22 protein-coding genes are annotated in these 18,666 nt (G+C 67.9%); 10 read left to right on the forward strand and 12 right to left on the reverse strand.

What is annotated here, in order from left to right; all coding sequences use genetic code 11:
• Positions 1-26 precede the first annotated feature (26 nt).
• The 5 genes from VH88_RS00565 to VH88_RS00585 are packed head-to-tail and all read right to left on the reverse strand — an operon-like array spanning position 27 to position 3,891.
• On the reverse strand, positions 27-512 hold the full coding sequence (locus VH88_RS00565; protein ID WP_017505496.1) for a Fur family transcriptional regulator: 486 nt from the start codon (positions 510-512) through the stop codon (positions 27-29).
• Between the two features lie 27 nt (positions 513-539).
• Complete coding sequence (gene rimI, locus VH88_RS00570; protein WP_045809516.1) at positions 540-983, reverse strand: ribosomal protein S18-alanine N-acetyltransferase; 444 nt, start codon at positions 981-983, stop codon at positions 540-542.
• A complete protein-coding gene (gene tsaB, locus VH88_RS00575) occupies positions 980-1,660 on the reverse strand; it encodes a tRNA (adenosine(37)-N6)-threonylcarbamoyltransferase complex dimerization subunit type 1 TsaB (protein WP_045809517.1) in 681 nt (226 codons plus the stop codon). The genes rimI and tsaB overlap by 4 nt, the downstream gene beginning before the upstream one ends.
• A gap of 46 nt (positions 1,661-1,706) precedes the next feature.
• The gene (locus VH88_RS00580) at positions 1,707-2,267 is read right to left on the reverse strand and encodes a NifU family protein (protein ID WP_045809518.1); all 561 of its coding nucleotides are present in this window, start codon (positions 2,265-2,267) and stop codon (positions 1,707-1,709) included.
• Between the two features lie 49 nt (positions 2,268-2,316).
• Entirely contained in the window at positions 2,317-3,891 is a 1,575-nt protein-coding gene (locus VH88_RS00585) for a helicase HerA-like domain-containing protein (RefSeq protein ID WP_045809519.1), read from the reverse strand.
• 98 nt (positions 3,892-3,989) lie between these two features.
• Between VH88_RS00585 and VH88_RS00590 the strand changes: the two genes are divergently transcribed.
• Positions 3,990-5,123: an AI-2E family transporter gene (locus VH88_RS00590; RefSeq protein ID WP_045809520.1), complete on the forward strand. Its 1,134-nt coding sequence runs from the start codon at positions 3,990-3,992 to the stop codon at positions 5,121-5,123.
• On the opposite strand, the gene obgE is transcribed toward VH88_RS00590, so the two are convergent.
• The 6 genes from obgE to VH88_RS00620 all read right to left on the reverse strand — a co-directional run bounded on the left by obgE (position 5,124) and on the right by VH88_RS00620 (position 10,564).
• Complete coding sequence (obgE, locus tag VH88_RS00595) at positions 5,124-6,170, reverse strand: GTPase ObgE (protein ID WP_045809521.1); 1,047 nt, start codon at positions 6,168-6,170, stop codon at positions 5,124-5,126. It lies immediately after the preceding gene.
• A 52-nt stretch (positions 6,171-6,222) separates the two neighbouring features.
• Positions 6,223-7,677, reverse strand: coding sequence for an NAD-dependent succinate-semialdehyde dehydrogenase (locus VH88_RS00600; RefSeq protein ID WP_045809522.1), 1,455 nt, complete (start codon positions 7,675-7,677; stop codon positions 6,223-6,225).
• Positions 7,678-7,770: 93 nt separating this feature from the next.
• Positions 7,771-7,908: an entericidin A/B family lipoprotein gene (locus VH88_RS00605; protein WP_017505506.1), complete on the reverse strand. Its 138-nt coding sequence runs from the start codon at positions 7,906-7,908 to the stop codon at positions 7,771-7,773.
• 50 nt (positions 7,909-7,958) lie between these two features.
• Positions 7,959-9,653: a sensor histidine kinase gene (locus tag VH88_RS00610; protein WP_045809523.1), complete on the reverse strand. Its 1,695-nt coding sequence runs from the start codon at positions 9,651-9,653 to the stop codon at positions 7,959-7,961.
• A 102-nt stretch (positions 9,654-9,755) separates the two neighbouring features.
• Positions 9,756-10,367, reverse strand: coding sequence for a sigma-70 family RNA polymerase sigma factor (locus VH88_RS00615; RefSeq protein ID WP_017505508.1), 612 nt, complete (start codon positions 10,365-10,367; stop codon positions 9,756-9,758).
• A complete protein-coding gene (locus VH88_RS00620) occupies positions 10,364-10,564 on the reverse strand; it encodes a NepR family anti-sigma factor (protein ID WP_045809524.1) in 201 nt (66 codons plus the stop codon). The genes VH88_RS00615 and VH88_RS00620 overlap by 4 nt, the downstream gene beginning before the upstream one ends.
• A 200-nt stretch (positions 10,565-10,764) precedes the next feature.
• Between VH88_RS00620 and VH88_RS00625 the strand changes: the two genes are divergently transcribed.
• The 3 genes from VH88_RS00625 to VH88_RS00635 all read left to right on the forward strand — a co-directional run bounded on the left by VH88_RS00625 (position 10,765) and on the right by VH88_RS00635 (position 13,351).
• A complete protein-coding gene (locus VH88_RS00625) occupies positions 10,765-11,559 on the forward strand; it encodes a response regulator (protein WP_026108480.1) in 795 nt (264 codons plus the stop codon).
• Positions 11,560-11,896: 337 nt separating this feature from the next.
• Positions 11,897-12,928 carry an NADP-dependent oxidoreductase gene (locus tag VH88_RS00630; RefSeq protein ID WP_045809525.1) on the forward strand — a complete coding sequence of 344 codons (1,032 nt, stop codon included), beginning with the start codon at positions 11,897-11,899 and terminating at the stop codon, positions 12,926-12,928.
• Positions 12,929-12,943: 15 nt separating this feature from the next.
• Entirely contained in the window at positions 12,944-13,351 is a 408-nt protein-coding gene (locus tag VH88_RS00635) for an acyl dehydratase (RefSeq protein ID WP_017505512.1), read from the forward strand.
• A 61-nt stretch (positions 13,352-13,412) separates the two neighbouring features.
• On the opposite strand, the gene VH88_RS00640 is transcribed toward VH88_RS00635, so the two are convergent.
• Positions 13,413-14,195, reverse strand: coding sequence for a SapC family protein (locus VH88_RS00640; protein ID WP_045809526.1), 783 nt, complete (start codon positions 14,193-14,195; stop codon positions 13,413-13,415).
• Between the two features lie 117 nt (positions 14,196-14,312).
• Here VH88_RS00640 and VH88_RS00645 point away from each other — a divergent pair, with 117 nt between their 5' ends.
• The 6 genes from VH88_RS00645 (at position 14,313) to VH88_RS00670 (ending at position 18,568) form a co-directional block, all read left to right on the forward strand.
• Positions 14,313-14,801 (forward strand): Fur family transcriptional regulator, encoded by a 489-nt coding sequence (locus VH88_RS00645; RefSeq protein WP_017505514.1) that lies wholly within the window; start codon positions 14,313-14,315, stop codon positions 14,799-14,801.
• A gap of 2 nt (positions 14,802-14,803) precedes the next feature.
• The gene (locus VH88_RS00650; RefSeq protein ID WP_045809587.1) at positions 14,804-15,694 is read left to right on the forward strand and encodes an alpha/beta fold hydrolase; all 891 of its coding nucleotides are present in this window, start codon (positions 14,804-14,806) and stop codon (positions 15,692-15,694) included.
• Positions 15,695-15,773: 79 nt separating this feature from the next.
• Positions 15,774-16,439, forward strand: coding sequence for a nicotinate-nucleotide adenylyltransferase (locus tag VH88_RS00655; RefSeq protein ID WP_045809588.1), 666 nt, complete (start codon positions 15,774-15,776; stop codon positions 16,437-16,439).
• A gap of 144 nt (positions 16,440-16,583) precedes the next feature.
• Complete coding sequence (rsfS, locus tag VH88_RS00660) at positions 16,584-17,018, forward strand: ribosome silencing factor (protein ID WP_082064315.1); 435 nt, start codon at positions 16,584-16,586, stop codon at positions 17,016-17,018.
• 4 nt (positions 17,019-17,022) lie between these two features.
• Entirely contained in the window at positions 17,023-17,487 is a 465-nt protein-coding gene (gene rlmH, locus VH88_RS00665; RefSeq protein ID WP_045809527.1) for a 23S rRNA (pseudouridine(1915)-N(3))-methyltransferase RlmH, read from the forward strand.
• A gap of 1 nt (position 17,488) precedes the next feature.
• Positions 17,489-18,568, forward strand: a complete 1,080-nt coding sequence (locus VH88_RS00670) for a murein hydrolase activator EnvC (protein ID WP_045809528.1) — start codon at positions 17,489-17,491, stop codon at positions 18,566-18,568.
• The last annotated feature ends 98 nt before the right edge of the window (positions 18,569-18,666 follow it).

The following is an 18,666-nucleotide window of genomic DNA, read 5'->3' on the forward strand; positions in this document are numbered from 1 at the left end:
CCGCAAGCGTCGCGACAAGCCGAGCGTCAGCCCGCATCCACATCGGCGGGATCGACCCGCGCCGCATGGCGGGTGAAGATCAGGCCTTCGCGCTTGGACGGCTCGGCGCCCTCGATCGCAACGCCGTAGAGCTCCAGCTTGTGGCCGATCAGCTGGAAGCCCAGCCGTTCCGCGATCTCGTTCTTGAGCCGCTCGATCTCGGCGTCGAAGAATTCGATCACCTCGCCCGACTTGGTGTCGATCAGGTGGTCGTGGTGATCGTCGCCGGCCTCTTCATAGCGGCTGCGGCCGTCGCCGAAGTCGTGCTTCTCGACCACGCCCGCCTCTTCGAACAGGCGCACGGTGCGATAGACGGTGGCGATGGAGATGTGCGGATCGATGGCCGAGGCGCGGCGATACAGCTCTTCCACATCCGGGTGGTCCGCGGCGTTGGACAGCACCCGGGCGATCACCCGGCGCTGTTCGGTCATACGCATGCCGCGCTCGGCGCAGAGTTTTTCGATCCGGTCCATGCGCCTAGAATAGGGGCTTGGATCGCATCAGGGAAGCGTCAGGTTGGCGTCAGGCGCACAGAGGTCGCGGCTCATCACCACCGCATCGGTCCGCGATCCGTCCGCGCCCGCATAATAGGCTTTGCGGCGACCGATCGGATCGAACCCGGTCCGCTCATACAGGCCGCGCGCGGCGACATTGTCGTCGGCGACCTCCAGGAACAGCCGCGTCGCGCCGGCCTGGGCTGCAGCGACGGTCGCCGCCTCGACCAGACGTCGCCCCAGTCCGTGGCGGCGCGCGGACGGGACCACGGCCAGGGTCAGGATTTCCGCCTCGTCGACCACGGTGCGGATCAGGATGAAGCCGTCGGGCTCGCTGACCGCCAGCACGCCCGGCTGCGACAGCAAATCGGCGAAGGTGTCGGCGCTCCACGGCGCGGCAAAGCCCTGGGCGTGCAGGGCGGCGAGAGAGGCGGGGTCCGCCGCCGTCATGACGCGGGCTGGCGCGGCTGGCCCGGCAGGCGGCTGGGCGGCGTGGCGTCGGGCGCGCGCAGATAGAGCGGACGGGGCGGCTGGGTCGCCGGATCGGCGGCGGCGGCCAGGCGCGCCAGCGCCTCCGGCGACGGCGCGACCCGGTCGTCCATATGGGTGAAGGTCAGATCGGGAAAGGCCTGGGTCACGACCGCCGCGCCATTGCCGACCAGGGCGACGCCCGGTCCGATGTGGGCGATCCGCCGCGCGGCCTCTTCCACCGACAACGCTTCATCGGGGAAAAGCGGCCCGCCGTCGGCGAAGAGGCGCGCATAGACCTGACCGCGCCGCGCATCGATCAGGGCTGCGATGGGGCCGTCGTGATTGGCGAGCGAGGCGGCGAGCGCGTCCAGCGTCGAAAGACCGACGACCGGCCGATCCAGCGCCGCGCCCAGACCCTGGGCAAAGGCCAGGCCGACGCGCAGACCGGTGAACGAGCCCGGTCCGACCGTGACGCCGATCCGGTCCAGGCTGTCGAAACCGCCGCCCGCCTCGGCCATGACGTCGCGCACCAGGCCGCCGATCCGTTCCTGGTGTCCCTTGGTCATCGGCTCGAAGCGCATGGCGAGCGCGCGATCGTCCTCGAACACCGCCGCCGTGCAGGCGCCGAGCGCCGTATCGATCACCAGAAGTCTCATGGGCGTCTTCTAGGCGGCGCGTTTCAGAACCGCCACCGCGTCCGGATCAGAGGGTCTGCTCGACCCGCGTCACCTCGGGCACATAGTGGCGCATCATCTGCTCGACCCCGGCCTTCAGGGTCGCCGACGACGACGGACAGCCGGCGCAGGCGCCGCGCATCCGCAGGTTCAGCACGCCGGTCGCCTCGTCGAAGGAATCGAACAGGATGTCGCCGCCGTCCTGGGCCACAGCGGGGCGGATGCGGCTGTCCAGCAGGGCCTTGATCTCGGCGACGATTTCGCTGTCGTCCTCGGCATGGCCGTCGGTTTCGCCGCCGGCGCTGCGCGTCAGCGCCTGACCCGAGACGAAGTGATCCATGACGACGCCCAGGATCGGCGCCTTCATCTCCGACCATTCCGGACCCTGGGGCTGGCGGGTCACCGAAACATAGTCGGCGCCGAAGAAGACGCCGTCGACGCCTTCCAGTTCGAACAAGGCCTCCGCCAGCGGAGAGGCCGTCGCCTCGTCGATGGTGCGATATTCCAGCGCGGCGGTCGGCGACACGTCGCGGCCGGGCAGGAATTTCAGCACGTTCGGATTGGGCGTGGGTTCGGTCTGGATGAACATGGGCGGGAGATGCGCTTGCCTCCGCCCCGTTGCAAGACCCGAGCGGAACCTAGCGCCGCTTCAGCCCGCCCAGCAGACCGCGCATCAGCTCGCGTGTCAGGGTCGATCCGGCCGTGCGCAGGACCGATTTGGTCAGCGCCTCGACCGGCGTTTCGCGGGTGGACCGGCGCGCAGGCTTTGCGGCCTCGCGCGCCGCCCGCGCCTCGGCCTGAGCCTGAGCCTTGGCCCGGGCTTCGGCGGCCTTCTGATCGGCCTTGGCCTGAGCGGCGGCGGCCTTGTCGGCCTCGGCCTGCGCCTTGGCCTGAATTTGGGCCTGGATCTCAGCCTGATCGGCGGCGCTGTGGCGATTGGCTAGGATTTCGGCGGCGGATTCGCGGTTCAGCACCTGCTCGTAAAGGCCCCGCACCGGGCTGGCGGCCATGACGGCGGCGCGCTCAGTATCGGTGGCCGGACCCAGGCGCGAGGCCGGCGGGCGGATCCTGGTGCGGGCCACGATGGTCGGCGCGCCCTTTTCGTCCAGCACCGACACCAGGGCCTCGCCCACGCCCAGACCCTGAATGGCCTCGGCCGTGTCGAAGGCGGCGTTGGCGCGGAAGCTCTGTGAGGCCGCCTTCAGCCCCTTCTGCTCGGACGGCGTATAGGCGCGAAGCGCATGCTGAATGCGGTTGCCCAGCTGGGCCAGGACGCTGTCGGGAATATCGGCCGGGTTTTGCGTCACGAAGTAAACCCCGACCCCCTTGGATCGGATCAGCCGCACGACCTGTTCGACCTTTTCCAACAGGGCGCGCGGGGCGTCGTTGAACAGCAGGTGCGCCTCGTCGAAGAAGAAGACCAGGCGCGGCTTTTCCGGATCGCCCACCTCGGGCAGCTGTTCGAACAGCTCCGACAGCAGCCACAGCAGGAAGGCCGCATACAGGCGCGGACTGTTCATCAGCCGGGTCGAGTCCAGCACATTGACCTGGCCACGGCCGTCCAGACCGACGCGGATCATGTCTTCCAGCTTCAGCGCCGGCTCGCCGAAGAAGGCGTCGCCGCCCTGCTGCTCGACCTGCAACAGCGCGCGCTGGATGGCGGCGATGGAGGCGGGGGCGACATTGCCGACCTCGCGCCCGATCCGCTCGGCGTTCTCGCCGACATAGACCAGCAGGCTGCGCAGATCGTCCAGGTCCAGCAGCAGCAGACCTTCCTTGTCCGCGACGTGGAACACGACGGTCAGCACGCCCTCCTGCACCTCATTCAGGTTCAGCATCCGCGCCATCAGCACCGGACCGATTTCCGACACGGTGGTGCGGATCGGATGTCCCTTCTGGCCATACAGGTCCCAGAAGACGGTGGGGGCGGCGCGCGGCGTCAGGGTCAGGCCCATCTCGGCTGCGCGGGCGATCAGTTTCTCATTCGGCGCGCCGACCTGAGAGATGCCCGACAGGTCGCCCTTCACATCGGCGCAGAAGACCGGCACCCCGGCGTCGGAAAAGCCCTGGGCCATGATCTGCAGCGTGACCGTCTTGCCAGTGCCGGTCGCGCCGGCGACGACGCCGTGGCGGTTGGCGCGGTTGAACAGCAGATTTTCCGGCTGGGCGGCGTCGGACTGGCCGAGGAACAGGCCGGGCAGGGCGTCGGGCATTGGGGTCTCCGATGGCGTCTCCGGCAAAGGTCTAGCGCGTTCCCTGCGCGCTCGGAACAGCGATTGACGGCGACGGCGGGCGGTTCGACAACACGATCATGAAAAACCCCATCGCCACGCCGTCTTCGGTCGCCGCTCGCAATGCTCTCGGCGTCATCGCCACGGTGGCGGCCGGGGCGGCGATCTATTGGCTGCGGGACATCCTGACGCCGCTGGCGATGGCCATCTTTCTCCTGATCATGATCGACGGGGTGAAGCGGTCGGTCGAGGCGCGCACGCCGTTGAACAGCCGCATGGCCGGGATCGCGGCCCTGACGCTGGTGGTGCTGGCCTTCTTCGCCTCCATCGCCATCATCGTGAACGGGGCGGCGGGCTTCTTCGGCGAGGCGTCCGGCGTGTCGGCCAACATCGGCCCGCGCATCGATCAGATCATTCGCGACGCCTATGGGCTGGTGCGTCTGGCCAATCCGCCGACGGCGCAGGACCTGATCAACGGCGTCGATGTGCGCGGCTGGCTGACGTCCATGGCGTTCCAGGTGCAGGGCATCGCCTCGGGCGCCTTCTTCGTCCTGATCTATCTGGGCTTTCTGCTGGCCTCTCAGGTCGGCTTCCGGCGCAAGATCGTCGCCATGTTCCCGTCGGAGGCCCAGCGCGATGAGGCGGTCGCGGTGTTCCAGCGCGTGCGCGGCGGGGTCGAGGGCTATATCTGGGTGCAGTCGGTGACCGGCGCGATGATCTGCGTCGTCGCCTGGATCCTGATGCGGGCCGTCGGGCTTCAGAACGCCGAGTTCTGGACCTTCGTCATCTTCATCGTCGGCTTCATCCCCGTGTTGGGCGGGGCGGTGGCCGGTCTGGCCCCGCCGCTGTTCGCCCTGGTCCAGTTCGAAAGCTATTGGCCCGCCGCCATCCTGCTGGTCGGGTTGCAGGTGATCCTGTTCGTCGTCGGCAACTTCATCCAGCCGCGCATGCAGGGCGACAACCAGAACATCGACCCGGTCGTGGTGCTGCTGGCCCTGGCCTTCTGGGGCAAGCTGTGGGGCGTGGTCGGCATGTTCCTGTCGACGCCGCTGGCGGTCATGGCCATGGCGATCCTGGCGGAGTTCAAGGGCTCGCGCTGGATGGCGATCCTGCTGTCGGGCGACGGCGAGCCCTATGCCAACAAGGGCAAGACGACCGACAAGCCGAAATCGACCCGTCGCAAGCCCAAACCGGAACTCGCAGCGGAGGCCTGATCAGGGCTGCCAGCCGCTGATCTGGTCCGCCTCGCTGTCGCCGGCCAGGGCGCCGCGCGTCTTCTTCACCTCGGCCCAGGCGGCGCGGAGCAGGGCGGGCACGCCTTCGCCCGACACGCCGGACACCAGCATGGGACGGCGACCGGCGACGGCCTCCAGTTCAGCGGCCTTCTCCTCGCGCGCCTCGGGCGTCAGGGCGTCGATCTTGTTCAGGGCCAGAATCTCGGCCTTGTCCGCCAGACCCTCGCCATAGGCTTCAAGCTCGCCCCGGATGATGCGGTAGGCCTCGACCACGTCGTCCTGGGTGCCGTCGATCAGGTGAATCAGGCTGGCCGAGCGTTCGACGTGACCCAGGAAGCGCGTGCCCAGGCCCGCGCCCTCGCTGGCGCCCTCGATCAGGCCGGGAATGTCGGCGATGACGAACCGCTCCGATGGCGACAGGTCCACCATCCCCAGGTTCGGCGCCAGGGTGGTGAACGGATAGTCGGCGATCTTGGGCTTGGCGGCGCTGGCGGCGGACAGAAAGGTCGACTTGCCCGCATTGGGCAGGCCCGCCAGACCGATGTCGGCGATCAGCTTCAGCCGCAGCCAGATCCAGCGTTCCTGACCCTCCTGGCCGGGGTTGGCGTAGGTCGGCGCCTGATTGGTCGGCCCTTTGAAGCGCACATTGCCCCAGCCGCCGTTGCCGCCCTTCAGCAGCAACTCCATCTTGCCGGGCGTGTCCATGTCCAGCAGGACCGTTTCCTTGTCCTCGTCCAGCACCTGGGTGCCGACGGGCACCTTCAGATGCACGTCCTCGCCCTTGCCGCCGTGCATCTGGCGCCCCTGGCCGTGGTGGCCGGTCTGGGCCTTGAAATGCTGCTGATAGCGATAGTCGATCAGGGTGTTCAGACCCTCGACCGCCTCGATCCAGACATCCCCGCCCTTGCCGCCGTCGCCGCCGTCCGGCCCGCCATTGGGGATGAATTTCTCGCGTCGAAACGACACGGAGCCCGCGCCGCCGTTGCCGGAGCGGATATAGATCTTGGCCTGGTCGAGGAACTTCATCGCGGGCTTATGCCGCAGAAGCGCGGCGAATTACAGGCCCGGCGACCTGGCGCTATTTCAGCGCCAGCGTCACCGTCTTGACGTCCACATATTCGTCGATGCCGTGGATCGAGCCTTCGCGACCATAGCCCGACTGCTTGACCCCGCCGAACGGCGCGACGGCGGTGGAGATCAGTCCGGTGTTGACCCCGCACATGCCGGCTTCGATCCGCCGGCTGAACCGCATGGCGCGATCCAAGTCCCGGGTGAACAGATAGGAGGCCAGGCCGTAGTCGCTGGCGTTGGCCTTCTCCAGCGCCTCCTCCTCGGTGTCGAAGGCGAAGACGGGGATCATGGGGCCGAACGTCTCTTCCTCGCGGAAAAGGGCGTCGTCGCCGCCCAGGGTCACGGTCGGCTGGAAGAAGCGGCCGCCCAGATCGTGGCGCGCCCCGCCGGTCAGCACGCGTCCGTCGTCGGCCTTGATCGCCGCCACATGCTTTTCGACCTTGTCGATGGCCTTGTTCTCGATCAGCGGGCCGACCTTCACGCCGTCGTCGAAGGCGGGACCGACCACTATCTTGGCCACCTCGGCGGCCAGTTTCTCGGCATAGGCCTCGGCGACCGACCGCTCGACATAGACGCGGTTGGGACAGACGCAGGTCTGGCCCGAGTTCCTGAACTTGCCCTTGATGGTTTCGGCCACCGCCAGATCGAGATCGGCGTCGGCGAAGACGATCAGCGGCGCCGCGCCGCCCAGCTCCATCGATACCCGCTTCAGCGTTCCCGCGCATTGCTCGGCCAGTTTGCGGCCCACGCCGGTCGAACCGGTGAAGGAGAGTTTGCGAATGTCCGGGCTGTCGGTCAGCGCCTTGCCGATGGTGGCGGCGTCCCCGGTGACGATCGACAGGGCGCCTTTCGGCAGGCCGGCTTCATAGGCCAGTTCGGCCAGGGCGATGGCGGTGAAGGGCGTCTGACTGGCCGGCTTGACCACGGCGGTGCAGCCTGCCGCGAACGCCGGCCCCAGCTTTCGCGTCAGCATTGCGGCGGGGAAGTTCCAGGGCGTGATCAGGGCGCAGGGCCCGACCGCCTCGCGATAGGTCAGAATCAGATGGCCCAGCGGACTGTCCTGGGTCTCGCCGATCAGCCGCTCGGCCTGGCCCGCGAACCATTTCAGGAAGCCGTTGGCGTAGGTGACCTCGCCCTTGGCCTCCTCGAACGGCTTGCCGTTCTCCAGCGCCATAAGGGCGCCCAGACCCTCCAGATTGTCGTCGATCAGCGCGGCCCAATTGCGCAGGAAGGCCGCGCGCGCGTGCGGATCGGATCGCGACCAGGTCTTGAACGTCTCGCTTGCCGCCGCAATGGCCTGTTCGGTTTCGGCGGCGCCCAGATCGGGGACATGGCCGATCACATCGCCGGTCGCCGGATCATCGACGGCGATGCCGCCGCCGTTGGCCGGAACGGCCTTGCCGCCGATCAGGGCGTGCTGGCGCAGGAGTTTAAGGCCGGCGTCGCGGGCGGTGTAGTTCACGGGATGGCTCCTGTCGCGGTCGTGAAACGAACAAGGCCCCGACGATGCGGGGCCTTGCCGGTCGAATGCTGCAGCCTGGGCTGCGGCCGTCGATTAGTTCTTGGCGTCTTGGGCGGCGCCGGTCACGGCCTGGCCGGCGGCCTGGGTGTCGCGGCCCACGCCTTCGACGGTGTTGCAGGCGGCGGTGGTCAGGGCGGCGGCGGCGGCGACCAGAACGAAAATCTTGCGCATAGGGGAAGCTCCAGGGTTGGCCGGGGTGAAACTCCGCCGGTCTCGGCTCATCAACGCGACGCCACCGCTGCGGTTCCGGGCGTCTTGTCCGCCGGATCGACGGGCGCGAGCGCTTCGGGGGTGGCGAAGATCATGCGGGCGATGGTGCCGCCGCCGGCAGGAGTGTCGAACTCGGTCTCGCCGCGCAGCTGTTTGGCGAAGGCGCTCATCAGGGTGCGGCCCACCCCGACCTCGGCGCCGACCTGGGCGCCCGGGCCATTGTCCTCGACTTCCAGAACCGATGTCTCGCCCTGGACGCGGAAGCGCACCTTCAGCTCGCCGCCGCTGTGGGCGAAGGCGTGTTTCTGCGCATTGCTGACCGCTTCGACCAGCCACAGCGCCAGGGGCGCCAGCTTGTCCGGATCGACGTGCAGGGAATCGGCGTCCACCGAGCTGATGACCACCGGTCCGCGTCCGGCTTCGCTGGCGATCAGTTGGCCCACCAGTTCGTTCAGAAACTCGCGCGCATCGGCATGGCGGATGTCGTTGCTCTGGTAAAGGGTGCGGTAGATCAGGGCCAAGGCCGAGATGCGCTGGCGCGTATCGCCCAGAGCCGCCTTGGCCGGCGCATCGGTCAGGGCGCGCTGCTGCATCGACAGCAGCGACGAGATGATCTGAAGATTGTTCTTCACCCGGTGATGGATTTCACGCATCAGCGCGTCCTTTTCCATCAAGGCGTCCGTCAGCTCGCGGTCGCGCAGAGTGATGGCCTCGGCCATCTCGTCCAGGGTGCGCGCCATGGTGCGGATTTCCGACGGGGCGTTCATCGCCTGCAGCGGACGCACCGAGAACCGGCCCTTGGCGTAGATGGCCGCGACCCGCTCCAGATAATCCAGCCAGCGAATGAAGATGCGTTCGGACAGCAGCATCACCGCCGCGAACGCCGTCAACCAAGCGCCCAGCGGCAGCAACAGGGTGCCGATCGGATTGAGCCGCGCCCACGACAGCCATCCCGGCGCGGGGGCCGACAGCAGGGCGTAAAGATCGCCGCCGGCCAGGGCCGCGCCCGCATAGTCGCGGCGCTGATTCTGCGCATCCTTGGCCTCGAACACCGCAGAGCCCTGATCACGCGCTCGGCCGACCCAGCCCGCGATATCGTCGCCAGCCGACAGTTTGAAGACGTCGGGATCGCTGGCCGTCAGAATGCGGCCGGCGCCGTCGGTCAATGCCGCTTCTGCGTCCGAGGGCAGGGCGGGGTCGGCCACATCGGGTTGCAGGGCGGAGAAGGGGATCACGGCGACCATGGCGCCGTCGAACCGGCCCATCGGCCGCTCGGCGCGGGTGGCCACGATCAGCGCGCCCTCATAGCCTGCGCCATCGGGCGCACGCATGACGACCAGTTCTTCGCCATTGCGCAACCGCTGGAACCAGGTCGCCTGGGCGGCGGGCGCCACGCCGGATCTCACGCCGTCCGCCCGGCCCGAGGCGCACACCGCCTCGCCCGTGGGGCTGATGCGATACAGACCCTCGTAACCTTCCAGACGTCCGACCAGCGCCGTCAGGCGCGGTGCGCAATAGGGACCGACCGCATCGGGGCTGAGCGCGCGCAACAGCACCTGGGCGCTGTCCAGCTTGGCCTTGGCGCTGGAGGCGCTGCGTTCGGCCGCCAGTTGAAGGTCCACCTGCCGGTCGTCGGCCTGTCTTTGGAAGTCCGCCTGGGTCTGGATCAGGCTGAGAACGAAGATCGGCAGCAGGGCCATGGCCATGGCCGCGCCCAGTCGAAACCGGATGCCCTGAAAGCGATCCGATTTCCACGTGCGACCGAGCCGCGACCTGGAGGCCTCCCTGCTCGTCTCGTTCACCGCCGCTTAGCTCCGGGCGCCGGCCAGCCTGTCGGCCTCGCCCAGGATCGTGCGCATGGCGTCGCCGGCCGCTTCACCGTCGCGGCCGTAACCGCCCCGCTCCAGCGTGGCTTGCAAGGCCCGGCGTGCGCGGCTGACGCGGCTCTTCACCGTGCCCACCGCGCAGCCGCAAATCTCGGCTGCTTCTTCATAGGCGAAGCCGCCGGCGCCGACCAGGATCAAGGCTTCGCGCTGCTCTTCGGGCAGGGTCTTTAGAGCCTGACGCAGTTCGTCCAGAGCAACGGGCGCCTCGGGATCGTCCACGGCGACCAGGGTCCGCTCGGCGGCTTCCTGATCCAACTGGGACTGACGCCACGAGCGGCGCTTTTCGGAATAGAACTGGTTGCGCAGGATCATGAAGGTCCAGGCCTTCATGTTCGTGCCCATCTGATAGCTGGCGCGCGCATCCCAGGCCTTCATCATGGCGTCCTGCGCCAGGTCGTCGGCGGCGGTCGGGTCGCCGGTCAATGTCCGGGCGAAGGCGCGCAGATGCGGGATCAGCAGGACCAGTTCGCGCTTGAAGCCCTCGTCGTCGGCCGACGCGGGTTTGGGGGCGGCGCCCAGGCGTGAGGTGCTCATGCGGCGCTGTCCGAAGACTTGGCGTCGGCGCGTTTCAGAATATCGAGAAACTCATCGGGCACGGGTTCGTTGACGACCTCGTCGAACATGTGCCGCAGCTTAACGCCAATGGCCTGCTGGCGAAGGCGAGCTTCTTCAAGCCCTGCCTCCCCCTTCTGGTCGCCTTTGGGACGAGAGGAGTCCGGAGAATCGATCATAGACAGAGCCAAGCCCACCCAACTGTCATCGCGAAGAGATGTCGGTCTCAAACGTCATCAGACCAGCCGGGTTCCTGCATGGACGTCTTTTAATGCTAAAGCTTGTTTGCCACGGCGGAACCGTGATGCGAATGTGACGTTTAGGCTGATGTAACGCCCCGCCTTGCCGGCCGGGCTGTGATTTGTCGGGGACTATCTGAATGAGCCTTCTGGCCAGACTCGCGCCGCACCTTCCTTATGTGCGCCGTTACGCACGCGCCCTGACCGGCGATCAATCCACCGGCGACAACTATGTCCGCGTCGCTCTGGAGGCCTTGGCCGCCGGCGAGCAGCAGCTGTCGGCTGACATGACGCCGCGCGTCGCTCTTTATCATGTCTTCCACGCCATCTGGTCCTCGACCGGCGCGCAGCTGGAAACCGGCACGCTGGAAACCACGGGCAGCGACGCCTCGCAGCGTCTGCTCCGCATCGCGCCGCGCTCGCGTCAGGCCTTCCTGCTGACCGCCCTGGAAGGCTTCACCCCTTCGGAGGCCGCGCAAATCCTGTCCGCCGACCCCCGCGACGTGGAGCGTCTGATCGCTGACGCCCAGGCCGACATTGACGCCGAACTGGCTACCGATGTTCTGGTCATCGAGGACGAGGCCATCATTTCGGCCGACATCCAGAGCCTGGTGACCGAACTGGGTCACCGCGTCACCGGCACCGCCACGACGCACGACGAGGCGATCGACGCCGTCGCCCGCCACAAGCCGGGTCTGGTGCTGGCCGACATCCAGCTGGCCGACGGCTCGTCGGGCATCGATGCGGTCAAGGATATCCTGAAGACCATGGACGTGCCGGTGATCTTCATCACTGCCTTCCCGGAACGCCTGCTGACCGGCGAGCGTCCCGAGCCGACCTTCCTGATCACCAAGCCCTTCCAGCCGGAAACGGTGAAGGCGGCGATCAGCCAGGCGCTGTTCTTCCACCCGTCGCGCCAGAAGGAAGCCGCTTAAAACGCGATCTTTCGCTGACGACAAGATTGGCCTCGGTCCTTCGGGATCGAGGCCTTTTCTTTAGTGTGCGCCGGCGTTGATGGGACAAAGTACGAAAGCGCAAAAAAAGCGATCGAGGTCGGGAACCGGCTTCGGGCGCCGTCGTTATCGGTCTGTGGAGGCGGCGACGCCCCCCGACTTGATCTGCGAAAGCTGATCATGCCGCCTCCGCGCCTCATTCTCGATGATGCCACTTCAAAGCGATCCGAAAGGGTCGCTTTTTTCTTGGCGCGCACCTCGACCGAAGCCGCCGTCGCGGCCAAGATGGTGGTCAAAGAAAACGCACGGAGAGACGCCAATGGCTTCGACAAGCGGCAAGACGAACCGTCAATGGGTGCTGCGCCAGCGCCCCAAGGGCCTGATCCAGCCCGGCGATCTGGAACTGGTCGAGACGGCCATCCCTGATCTGAAGGAGAACGAGGTGCTGGTCCGCACCGTCTATCTGTCGCTGGACCCGACCAATCGCACCTGGATGAACGATTCCGAGGGTTATCTGCCGCCGGTCGGCCTGGGCGAGGTCATGCGCGGCCTGACGCTGGGGGTGGTCGAAGCCTCGCGATCCAGCCGCTTCAAAACAGGCGATGTCGTCATGCCGACCTCGGGCGGCTGGGCCGACTATGCGGTCGTGCCGGAAGGCGGCCTGCGCCCGGTGCATCGTGCGCCCGGTTTGCCGCTGACCGCCAATATGTCGGTGCTCGGCATGACCGGCCTGACCGCCTATTTCGGCGTCACCGACGTGTTGAAGGCCAAGGAAGGCGAGACCATCGTCATCTCGGCGGCGGCCGGCGCGGTCGGCTCCATCGCGGGGCAGATCGCCAAACAGCGCGGCTGCCGCGTCATCGGCATCGCGGGCGGCCCGCAGAAGTGCGCCTGGCTGACCGACGAACTCGGCTTCGACGCAGCCATCGATTACAAGAATGAGGATGTCGGCGAGGCGCTGGACCGCCTGGCCCCGGACGGCGTCGATCTGAACTTCGAGAATGTCGGCGGCGACATCATGATCGCGGTGTTCAACCGTCTGAAGGTCCATGGCCGGATGGCGGTCTGCGGCCTGGTGTCCTCCTACAATGCGACCAAGGCGCCGCCTTCGCCGAACTTCGCGCGCATCATCACCCATCGTCTGCACGTCCAGGGCTTCCTGGTCCTGGACTACGCCCCGCGCGCTCGTGAGATGGTGGCTGAGATGGGCCCATGGCTGGCGGATGGCCGTTTGAAGTGGAAGGTTCACGTCGACGACGGGCTGGAAGGCGCGGTGGAGTCGTTGAATCGCTTGTTCACCGGCGATCACGACGGCAAGCTGCTGGTTCGCGTTTCCGAAGAACCCGCCTGAACCCAAGGTCTGCGCATGAGCGATCCGCTGCACGTCCATTTCGAAGACCTGGAGGTGGGGCAGGTTGTGCCGCTGGGCGCCTGTGCGGTCGATCAGGGGGCGCTGGACGTCTTCATCGAGCGGTTCTCGCCGGGCTGGGACGTGGCCTACGGCGCACCGGACGCCATGGTCTATGTGCTGTGGAGTCGACTGGCGGCCGACAAGTCCGGCGGCTGGGCCCAGACCAAGGTCCTGGCCGTCGATGGGCTGCGTTACATGCGCAATCCCCCGGCGGGCGAACTGCTGCGGGGCCGCATGACGGTGATGGGCAAGGATCCGGTCGGAGACGACAAGGGCATTGTCATCGCCTCGCATGACCTGCTGGACGAGGCCGGACGTCTGGTCTTTTCCTGCCTGACGCGGGCGCTGTTCTCGCGCCGCTGAAACGAAAAACGCCCCGCCGGCGAACCGGCGGGGCGTTGATCGATCTTCGACAGACCGGGTCTTAGTTGACCGAGGTCGGGGCCTGGGCCTGGCGCATCACGGCCATGGCGATCAGGCGATCCCAACCGACCAGCGACACCAGGTGGGCGTAGATCTGGCCCAGGGCGCCGTTGTCGCGCAGCTCGACCAGCTTCTCGGCGGGCAGGGCGCGCAGCTTGTCTTCCGACACCGCATAGTATTCGGCCAGCTTCTGCGGCTGACCCGGCGTGCCGTCGGGATTGCGCGGCGTGAAGTGGGCTTCGCGGATGTCCAGCAGGTCCAGATCCTTGACCAGGGCGACGAAGCCCTCGGTGCGCTGGCGCTCCTGTTCGAAGTTGTTGCAGAACTCCATCGCCATGTTCGTGTAGTCGCTGGGCTGGCCGTCGACGAACAGCGGGTTCTGGCCGCCTTCGGCGACGATCGAGGCGCCGCGGTCGATGCACAGGATCAGGCGCTGGTTCTGCTTGTCGTCGGCGAAGACGAACGGATAGCGGCGCACATAGGCCGGCACATAGGCGTCGGCGCGGAACTCGCCGTCGGGCGCGACGAACAGGTTTTCGTTGGAGCTCAGGCCCATCACGGCGACCGGCTGGCGGTTCTCGCCGGTGAAGATGATCGGATAGGACAGGGCGGCGGCCGAGAATTCAGTGACCGTCAGCGGCACGATATTGGTCTGGGCCACGAAGGCGTAGGGCTTGTCGCTCGGGTTCACGCCCAAGCCGCCGTGGACGCTCTGATCCAGCGGTTCGGGGTTGGTGTAGAAGAGGACGTTGCCTTCAAGCGGCGAATTGTTCGTGTCGGTCATGAAGCGAGGACGCTCTGGTTAAAGATCGGAGGCGCGCCTTCTAGCCCAACGCCGCGCAACCGGCAAACCCGCGATGCGTCGGTTGCAGTGGGGGTCGCCAGCCATTAGCTGTGGCGTATGGGTTCCGCCTGCGATCACGACCATGACCACTCCGGCCTGAACGGCGGGGCGCTGGACCGCGCCCTGGCGGCGGCCGAGGCGCGCGCGGTCCAGCAGGGCGAGCGGATGACCGCCCAGCGCCGGCGCGTCCTGGCCCTGCTGCTGGAAAGCGGCGAGCCGGTGAAGGCCTACGATCTGATCGCACGCTTCGGCGAAGACGGTCAGGCCGCCAAGCCGCCGACCGTCTATCGCGCGCTGGAGTTTCTGGAGCGGCTGGGCATGGTGCATCGCATCGCCTCCATCAGCGCCTATGTCGCCTGCACCGACGATGGCGAGGCCGCCCACGCGGCCGCCTTTTTGATCTGCGACTGCTGCGGCGCGACGCGCGAGGTCAGCGGACCGGATCAGAGCGCCATGAACGCCGCCGCCTCGGCCGCCGGTTACGCCATCGCCCGCACGACGATCGAGGCGCACGGTCGCTGCGCCGCCTGTCGCGACGTCGCATGACCATGGATGCGGCGTTGATGTCCTCACCGCGTCGCCTGTCCGTGCCGATCGACAATCGCTGGGGCGCCGGCGAGATGGCCGTGCTGGATTTCGGCGATCCGAACCGGCCGGTCGATCTGATCTTCTCTCACGCCAACGGCTTCAATGCCGCCACCTATCGCAGCCTGTTGTCGCCATTGTCGGCCTCCTTGCGGATCTGGGCGCCGGATCTGCGCGGCCATGGACGGTCTGCGCTGCCGACCTTCGCGCGACCCAAGACCAGCTGGCTGGACCACCGCGACGACCTGCTGGCGCTGCTGGAGGCCATCGACGGCCCGCCCGTGGTCATGGCCGGCCATTCGATGGGCGGCACGGCCTCGCTTCTGGCGGCCGCCGTCCGGCCGGATCGGGTGTCCAGCCTGGTGCTGTTCGATCCGGTGATCTGGAAACGCTCGGCGGTCTTCGCCTTCAACCTGCCCTTCGCCCACAAGCTGATGAAGGCGATCCCTATCGCCAAGGCTACCCTGCGCCGTCGCAGCCAGTTCGACAGCCGCGAACAGGCCATGGCCGCCTATCGCGGGCGCGGCGCGTTCAAGGGTTGGCCCGATATGGTCCTGGCCGACTATCTTTCCGAAGGTTTGAACGAAGGCGACGGCGGGTTCAGCCTGACCGCCGCGCCGGCCTGGGAGGCGGCCAACTACGCAGCCCAGGCGCACGATCCGTGGCGGGCCATGAAACGCTATCCCGGACCAGTTCGTATCCTGAAGGCCGAACACGGCGCCCTGACCCATGTGCCGGTCCGGCCCCGTGGCCTGCCCAATGTCTCGGTCGAGGTCGTGGCCGGCGGCGGGCACCTGTTCCCTATGACCCATGCCGACGTGGCGCGCGACGCCCTGTTCGACGCCGCCGTCTGAGAACGAATTCTGTAGGCGGAGCATGGGCGCGCGCTATAAGGGCGCCGCTGAGCATAACGCCCGCCGCCCGAGACGCCGCTTGTCCTTCTTCCACGCCGGTCCCGCGCCCAAAGGCGCCGGCCCCCGCTCCGGGGCGCTGCGCGACGGTTTGATCCTCGCCCCAGGCATGAAGGTCGGCCTGTTCGGCGGCTCCTTCAATCCCGCCCACGACGGTCACGCCCATGTCGCCGAGACCGCCATGCGGCGTCTGGATCTCGACCGGGTCGTCTGGCTGGTCTCGCCGCAGAACCCGTTGAAGGACGCCCGTCACAGCGCCCCGCTGGAAGACCGCATGGCCTCGGCGCGCCAGCACGCGCGCGGTCCGTCGATGATCGTCTCGGATTTCGAGAGCCGGGCCGGCGTCGCCTGGACCGTGGACACCCTGCGCCTTCTGGTCGCGCGGCATCCGGGCGTGCATTTCGTCTGGCTGATGGGGTCGGACAATCTGGCCAGCTTCCACCGCTGGAGAGGCTGGACCGACATCATGCGGCTGATGCCGGTGGCGGTCATCGCCCGGCCGGGTTCGCTGCTGGACAGCCGCACGGCGCCGGCCGCCGCCCGCTTCGCCGGTTTCCGCATTCCCGCCCAGCAGGCGGGGCTTCTGCCGACGCTTCAGGCGCCCGCCTGGACCTATCTGACGGCGCCGCTCAACCCTCTGTCGTCCACGGCGATCAGGACCGGCTCAAGCGTGCGCGCGACCTCGTGATCGCCGGACGATTCGGGCGGCGGTTCACGTTGCGGCCCATCCGTGCTAGAGGGCTTCTTTAGTCAACGCTCCCGGAGCCCTCCGCTGACCCCCTCGCCCGCGTATGATACGCAAGACGCCGCCGTCTCGAATACGGCGCACGAGATGGACCCTATCGAACCTCTCCATTCCGAAGACGGCTTTGAATCCGACGCCTCGCCGCGCGGCTTCGACGATTCCGCTCCCCGCCCCGTCGGCTCCACGCCGCTGGAAGAAGCCCTGCTGAGCCGCCTCGACGAGGACAAGGCCCAGGACATGGTCCTGATCGACCTGAAGGGCAAAAGCGCCATGGCCGACACCATGATCGTGGCGTCCGGTCGTTCGCACCGTCACGTCGGCGCCATCGCCGACCACCTGCTGCGCACGCTCAAGGAACAGGGGCTGGGCAAGGCCAAGGTCGAGGGCCTGCCGCACTGCGACTGGGTTTTGATCGACGCCGGCGATGTGATCGTGCACCTGTTCCGCCCGGAAGTGCGCACCTTCTACAACATCGAAAAGATCTGGGCGGTCGATTCCGCCCACCGCATGGTCCGCGACTGACAAGATGAAGCTGAGCATCGTCGCCATCGGCCGACCGGGCCGGGGGCCTGAAGCGACGCTCGCCGACGACTACGCCAAGCGCGCCACCCTGTCGGGACGCGCGCTTGGCCTCGGTCCCCTCGAACTGATCGATCTGGAAGCCCGCAGACCCGGCAAGGCGCCGGAGGCTGAGCTGATCTTGGCTGCCGCAGAGGGCGCGCACCTGATCGCCTGCGACGAGCGCGGCAAGACCTATTCCTCGCGCGCCTTCGCCGACCACGTCGCCAAATTGCGGGATCAAGGCGAGCGCCGTCTGGTCTTCGCCATCGGCGGGGCGGACGGGCTGGACGCCAGCGTGCGCGAGGCCGCGTCCTCGACCCTGGCCTTCGGCCCCCAGACCTGGCCCCACGCCCTGGCGCGCGCCATGCTGGCCGAACAACTGTATCGGGCCGTGACCATCCTGGCCGGATCGCCCTATCATCGCGACTGACATGCGTCGCGCCATACCCTTATCGCTGGCCCTGCTGACGGGTTTCGTCTGCGCCGCCCCGGCGATGAGCAGGCAGGCGCCCGAGAGCGAACTGTCGCGCATCCAGGCCGAATACCGCGACGAGACGGTGCGCGCCCGTCGTCTGCGCGCCGACGCCGACGCCGCCAAGACCGAACTGGCCCAGCTGGAGCGCCGCCTGGCTTCGCTGCGGGCCGACGAACAGACCGGCGACCGCCAGATCGACGATCAGCGCGCCCGGCTCCAGCAACTGACCGAACGCGAGGCCGAACTGGTCACGGATCTGGCGCGGGAGCGCGGCGCCCAGGGCCGTCTGCTCAGCGCGCTGCAGATGATGAGCCGCCGACCGCCGCCGCCCTTGCTGGTGCCCGCCGACAAGGCCATCGACACCGTGCGCGCCTCCATCCTGCTCAAGGCCATGACGCCGGATCTGGAAAGCCGCGCCAAGGTGCTGGCCGCCCGTCAGGCCGAGATCATGCGCATCCGCCGCCTCGCCGTCCTGTCCTCGGAGCGACTGCTGACGACCGAGAGCGAGCAGGGCGACCGGCGCGGCGAGATCGAGGGGCTGACGGCGCGCAAGACCGCCCTGACCGCCGTCCTGAATGCCGAGGCCCGCGCCGCCGAACGCGCCGCCGCCGTGCTGGAGCGCCGCATTCGCGAACTGGGCGGCGCGGTCCCGACGACCCAGGCCGAAGAGACGCCGACCGCCCGCCTTCCGGCCGGACGCGGCCGCCTCAGTTCGCCTGTCGCCGGCGCGCCCAGCCAGACCTGGGGCGCCGGAACCTCCGGCTGGCGCTGGCGGGCCGACCGCGCGGCCGTCACCGCGCCTGCCGACGCCAAGGTCGCCTACGCCGGGCCGCTGACGGGGTGGGGCAATGTGGTGGTGCTGGATCTCGGTCCCGGCTGGCGCGCCGTCATCGCCGGGCTGGAAAGCGTCGATGTCGGCCCGGACGCCCGGGTCTCGGACGGCCAGACCCTGGGGCGCAGCGGCCCGGACGGCGACGTCTATTTCGAACTGCGTCGCGACGAACGGCCGATCGATCCGGGACCGTGGTTGCGGTGAACCCGCAATAGTCCTTTGCATTCTCGTCTGACGCTGATTTTATCGGCGGGACGCCGCGTCGCCACGATTTGGTCGTGAGGACGGGGCCTTAACCTACC

The organism is Brevundimonas sp. KM4 (assembly GCF_000964075.1).
GTDB classification, from domain to species: Bacteria; Pseudomonadota; Alphaproteobacteria; order Caulobacterales; family Caulobacteraceae; genus Brevundimonas; species Brevundimonas huaxiensis.

Excerpts from the sequence above, each read along its gene's own strand:
- VH88_RS00670 (WP_045809528.1), top strand. The coding sequence starts at position 17,489 with ATGCGTCGCGCCATACCCTTATCGCTGGCCCTGCTGACGGGTTTCGTC.
- VH88_RS00605 (WP_017505506.1), bottom strand. The coding sequence starts at position 7,908 with ATGCGCAAGATTTTCGTTCTGGTCGCCGCCGCCGCCGCCCTGACCACC.
- tsaB (WP_045809517.1), bottom strand. The coding sequence starts at position 1,660 with ATGAGACTTCTGGTGATCGATACGGCGCTCGGCGCCTGCACGGCGGCG.
- VH88_RS00650 (WP_045809587.1), top strand. The coding sequence starts at position 14,804 with ATGGATGCGGCGTTGATGTCCTCACCGCGTCGCCTGTCCGTGCCGATC.
- rimI (WP_045809516.1), bottom strand. The coding sequence starts at position 983 with ATGACGGCGGCGGACCCCGCCTCTCTCGCCGCCCTGCACGCCCAGGGC.
- VH88_RS00630 (WP_045809525.1), top strand. The coding sequence starts at position 11,897 with ATGGCTTCGACAAGCGGCAAGACGAACCGTCAATGGGTGCTGCGCCAG.
- VH88_RS00620 (WP_045809524.1), bottom strand. The coding sequence starts at position 10,564 with ATGATCGATTCTCCGGACTCCTCTCGTCCCAAAGGCGACCAGAAGGGG.
- obgE (WP_045809521.1), bottom strand. The coding sequence starts at position 6,170 with ATGAAGTTCCTCGACCAGGCCAAGATCTATATCCGCTCCGGCAACGGC.
- rlmH (WP_045809527.1), top strand. The coding sequence starts at position 17,023 with ATGAAGCTGAGCATCGTCGCCATCGGCCGACCGGGCCGGGGGCCTGAA.
- VH88_RS00635 (WP_017505512.1), top strand. The coding sequence starts at position 12,944 with ATGAGCGATCCGCTGCACGTCCATTTCGAAGACCTGGAGGTGGGGCAG.
- VH88_RS00565 (WP_017505496.1), bottom strand. The coding sequence starts at position 512 with ATGGACCGGATCGAAAAACTCTGCGCCGAGCGCGGCATGCGTATGACC.
- VH88_RS00640 (WP_045809526.1), bottom strand. The coding sequence starts at position 14,195 with ATGACCGACACGAACAATTCGCCGCTTGAAGGCAACGTCCTCTTCTAC.
- VH88_RS00610 (WP_045809523.1), bottom strand. The coding sequence starts at position 9,653 with ATGGCCATGGCCCTGCTGCCGATCTTCGTTCTCAGCCTGATCCAGACC.
- VH88_RS00585 (WP_045809519.1), bottom strand. The coding sequence starts at position 3,891 with ATGCCCGACGCCCTGCCCGGCCTGTTCCTCGGCCAGTCCGACGCCGCC.
- VH88_RS00615 (WP_017505508.1), bottom strand. The coding sequence starts at position 10,367 with ATGAGCACCTCACGCCTGGGCGCCGCCCCCAAACCCGCGTCGGCCGAC.
- VH88_RS00590 (WP_045809520.1), top strand. The coding sequence starts at position 3,990 with ATGAAAAACCCCATCGCCACGCCGTCTTCGGTCGCCGCTCGCAATGCT.
- VH88_RS00645 (WP_017505514.1), top strand. The coding sequence starts at position 14,313 with ATGGGTTCCGCCTGCGATCACGACCATGACCACTCCGGCCTGAACGGC.
- VH88_RS00580 (WP_045809518.1), bottom strand. The coding sequence starts at position 2,267 with ATGTTCATCCAGACCGAACCCACGCCCAATCCGAACGTGCTGAAATTC.
- rsfS (WP_082064315.1), top strand. The coding sequence starts at position 16,584 with ATGGACCCTATCGAACCTCTCCATTCCGAAGACGGCTTTGAATCCGAC.
- VH88_RS00625 (WP_026108480.1), top strand. The coding sequence starts at position 10,765 with ATGAGCCTTCTGGCCAGACTCGCGCCGCACCTTCCTTATGTGCGCCGT.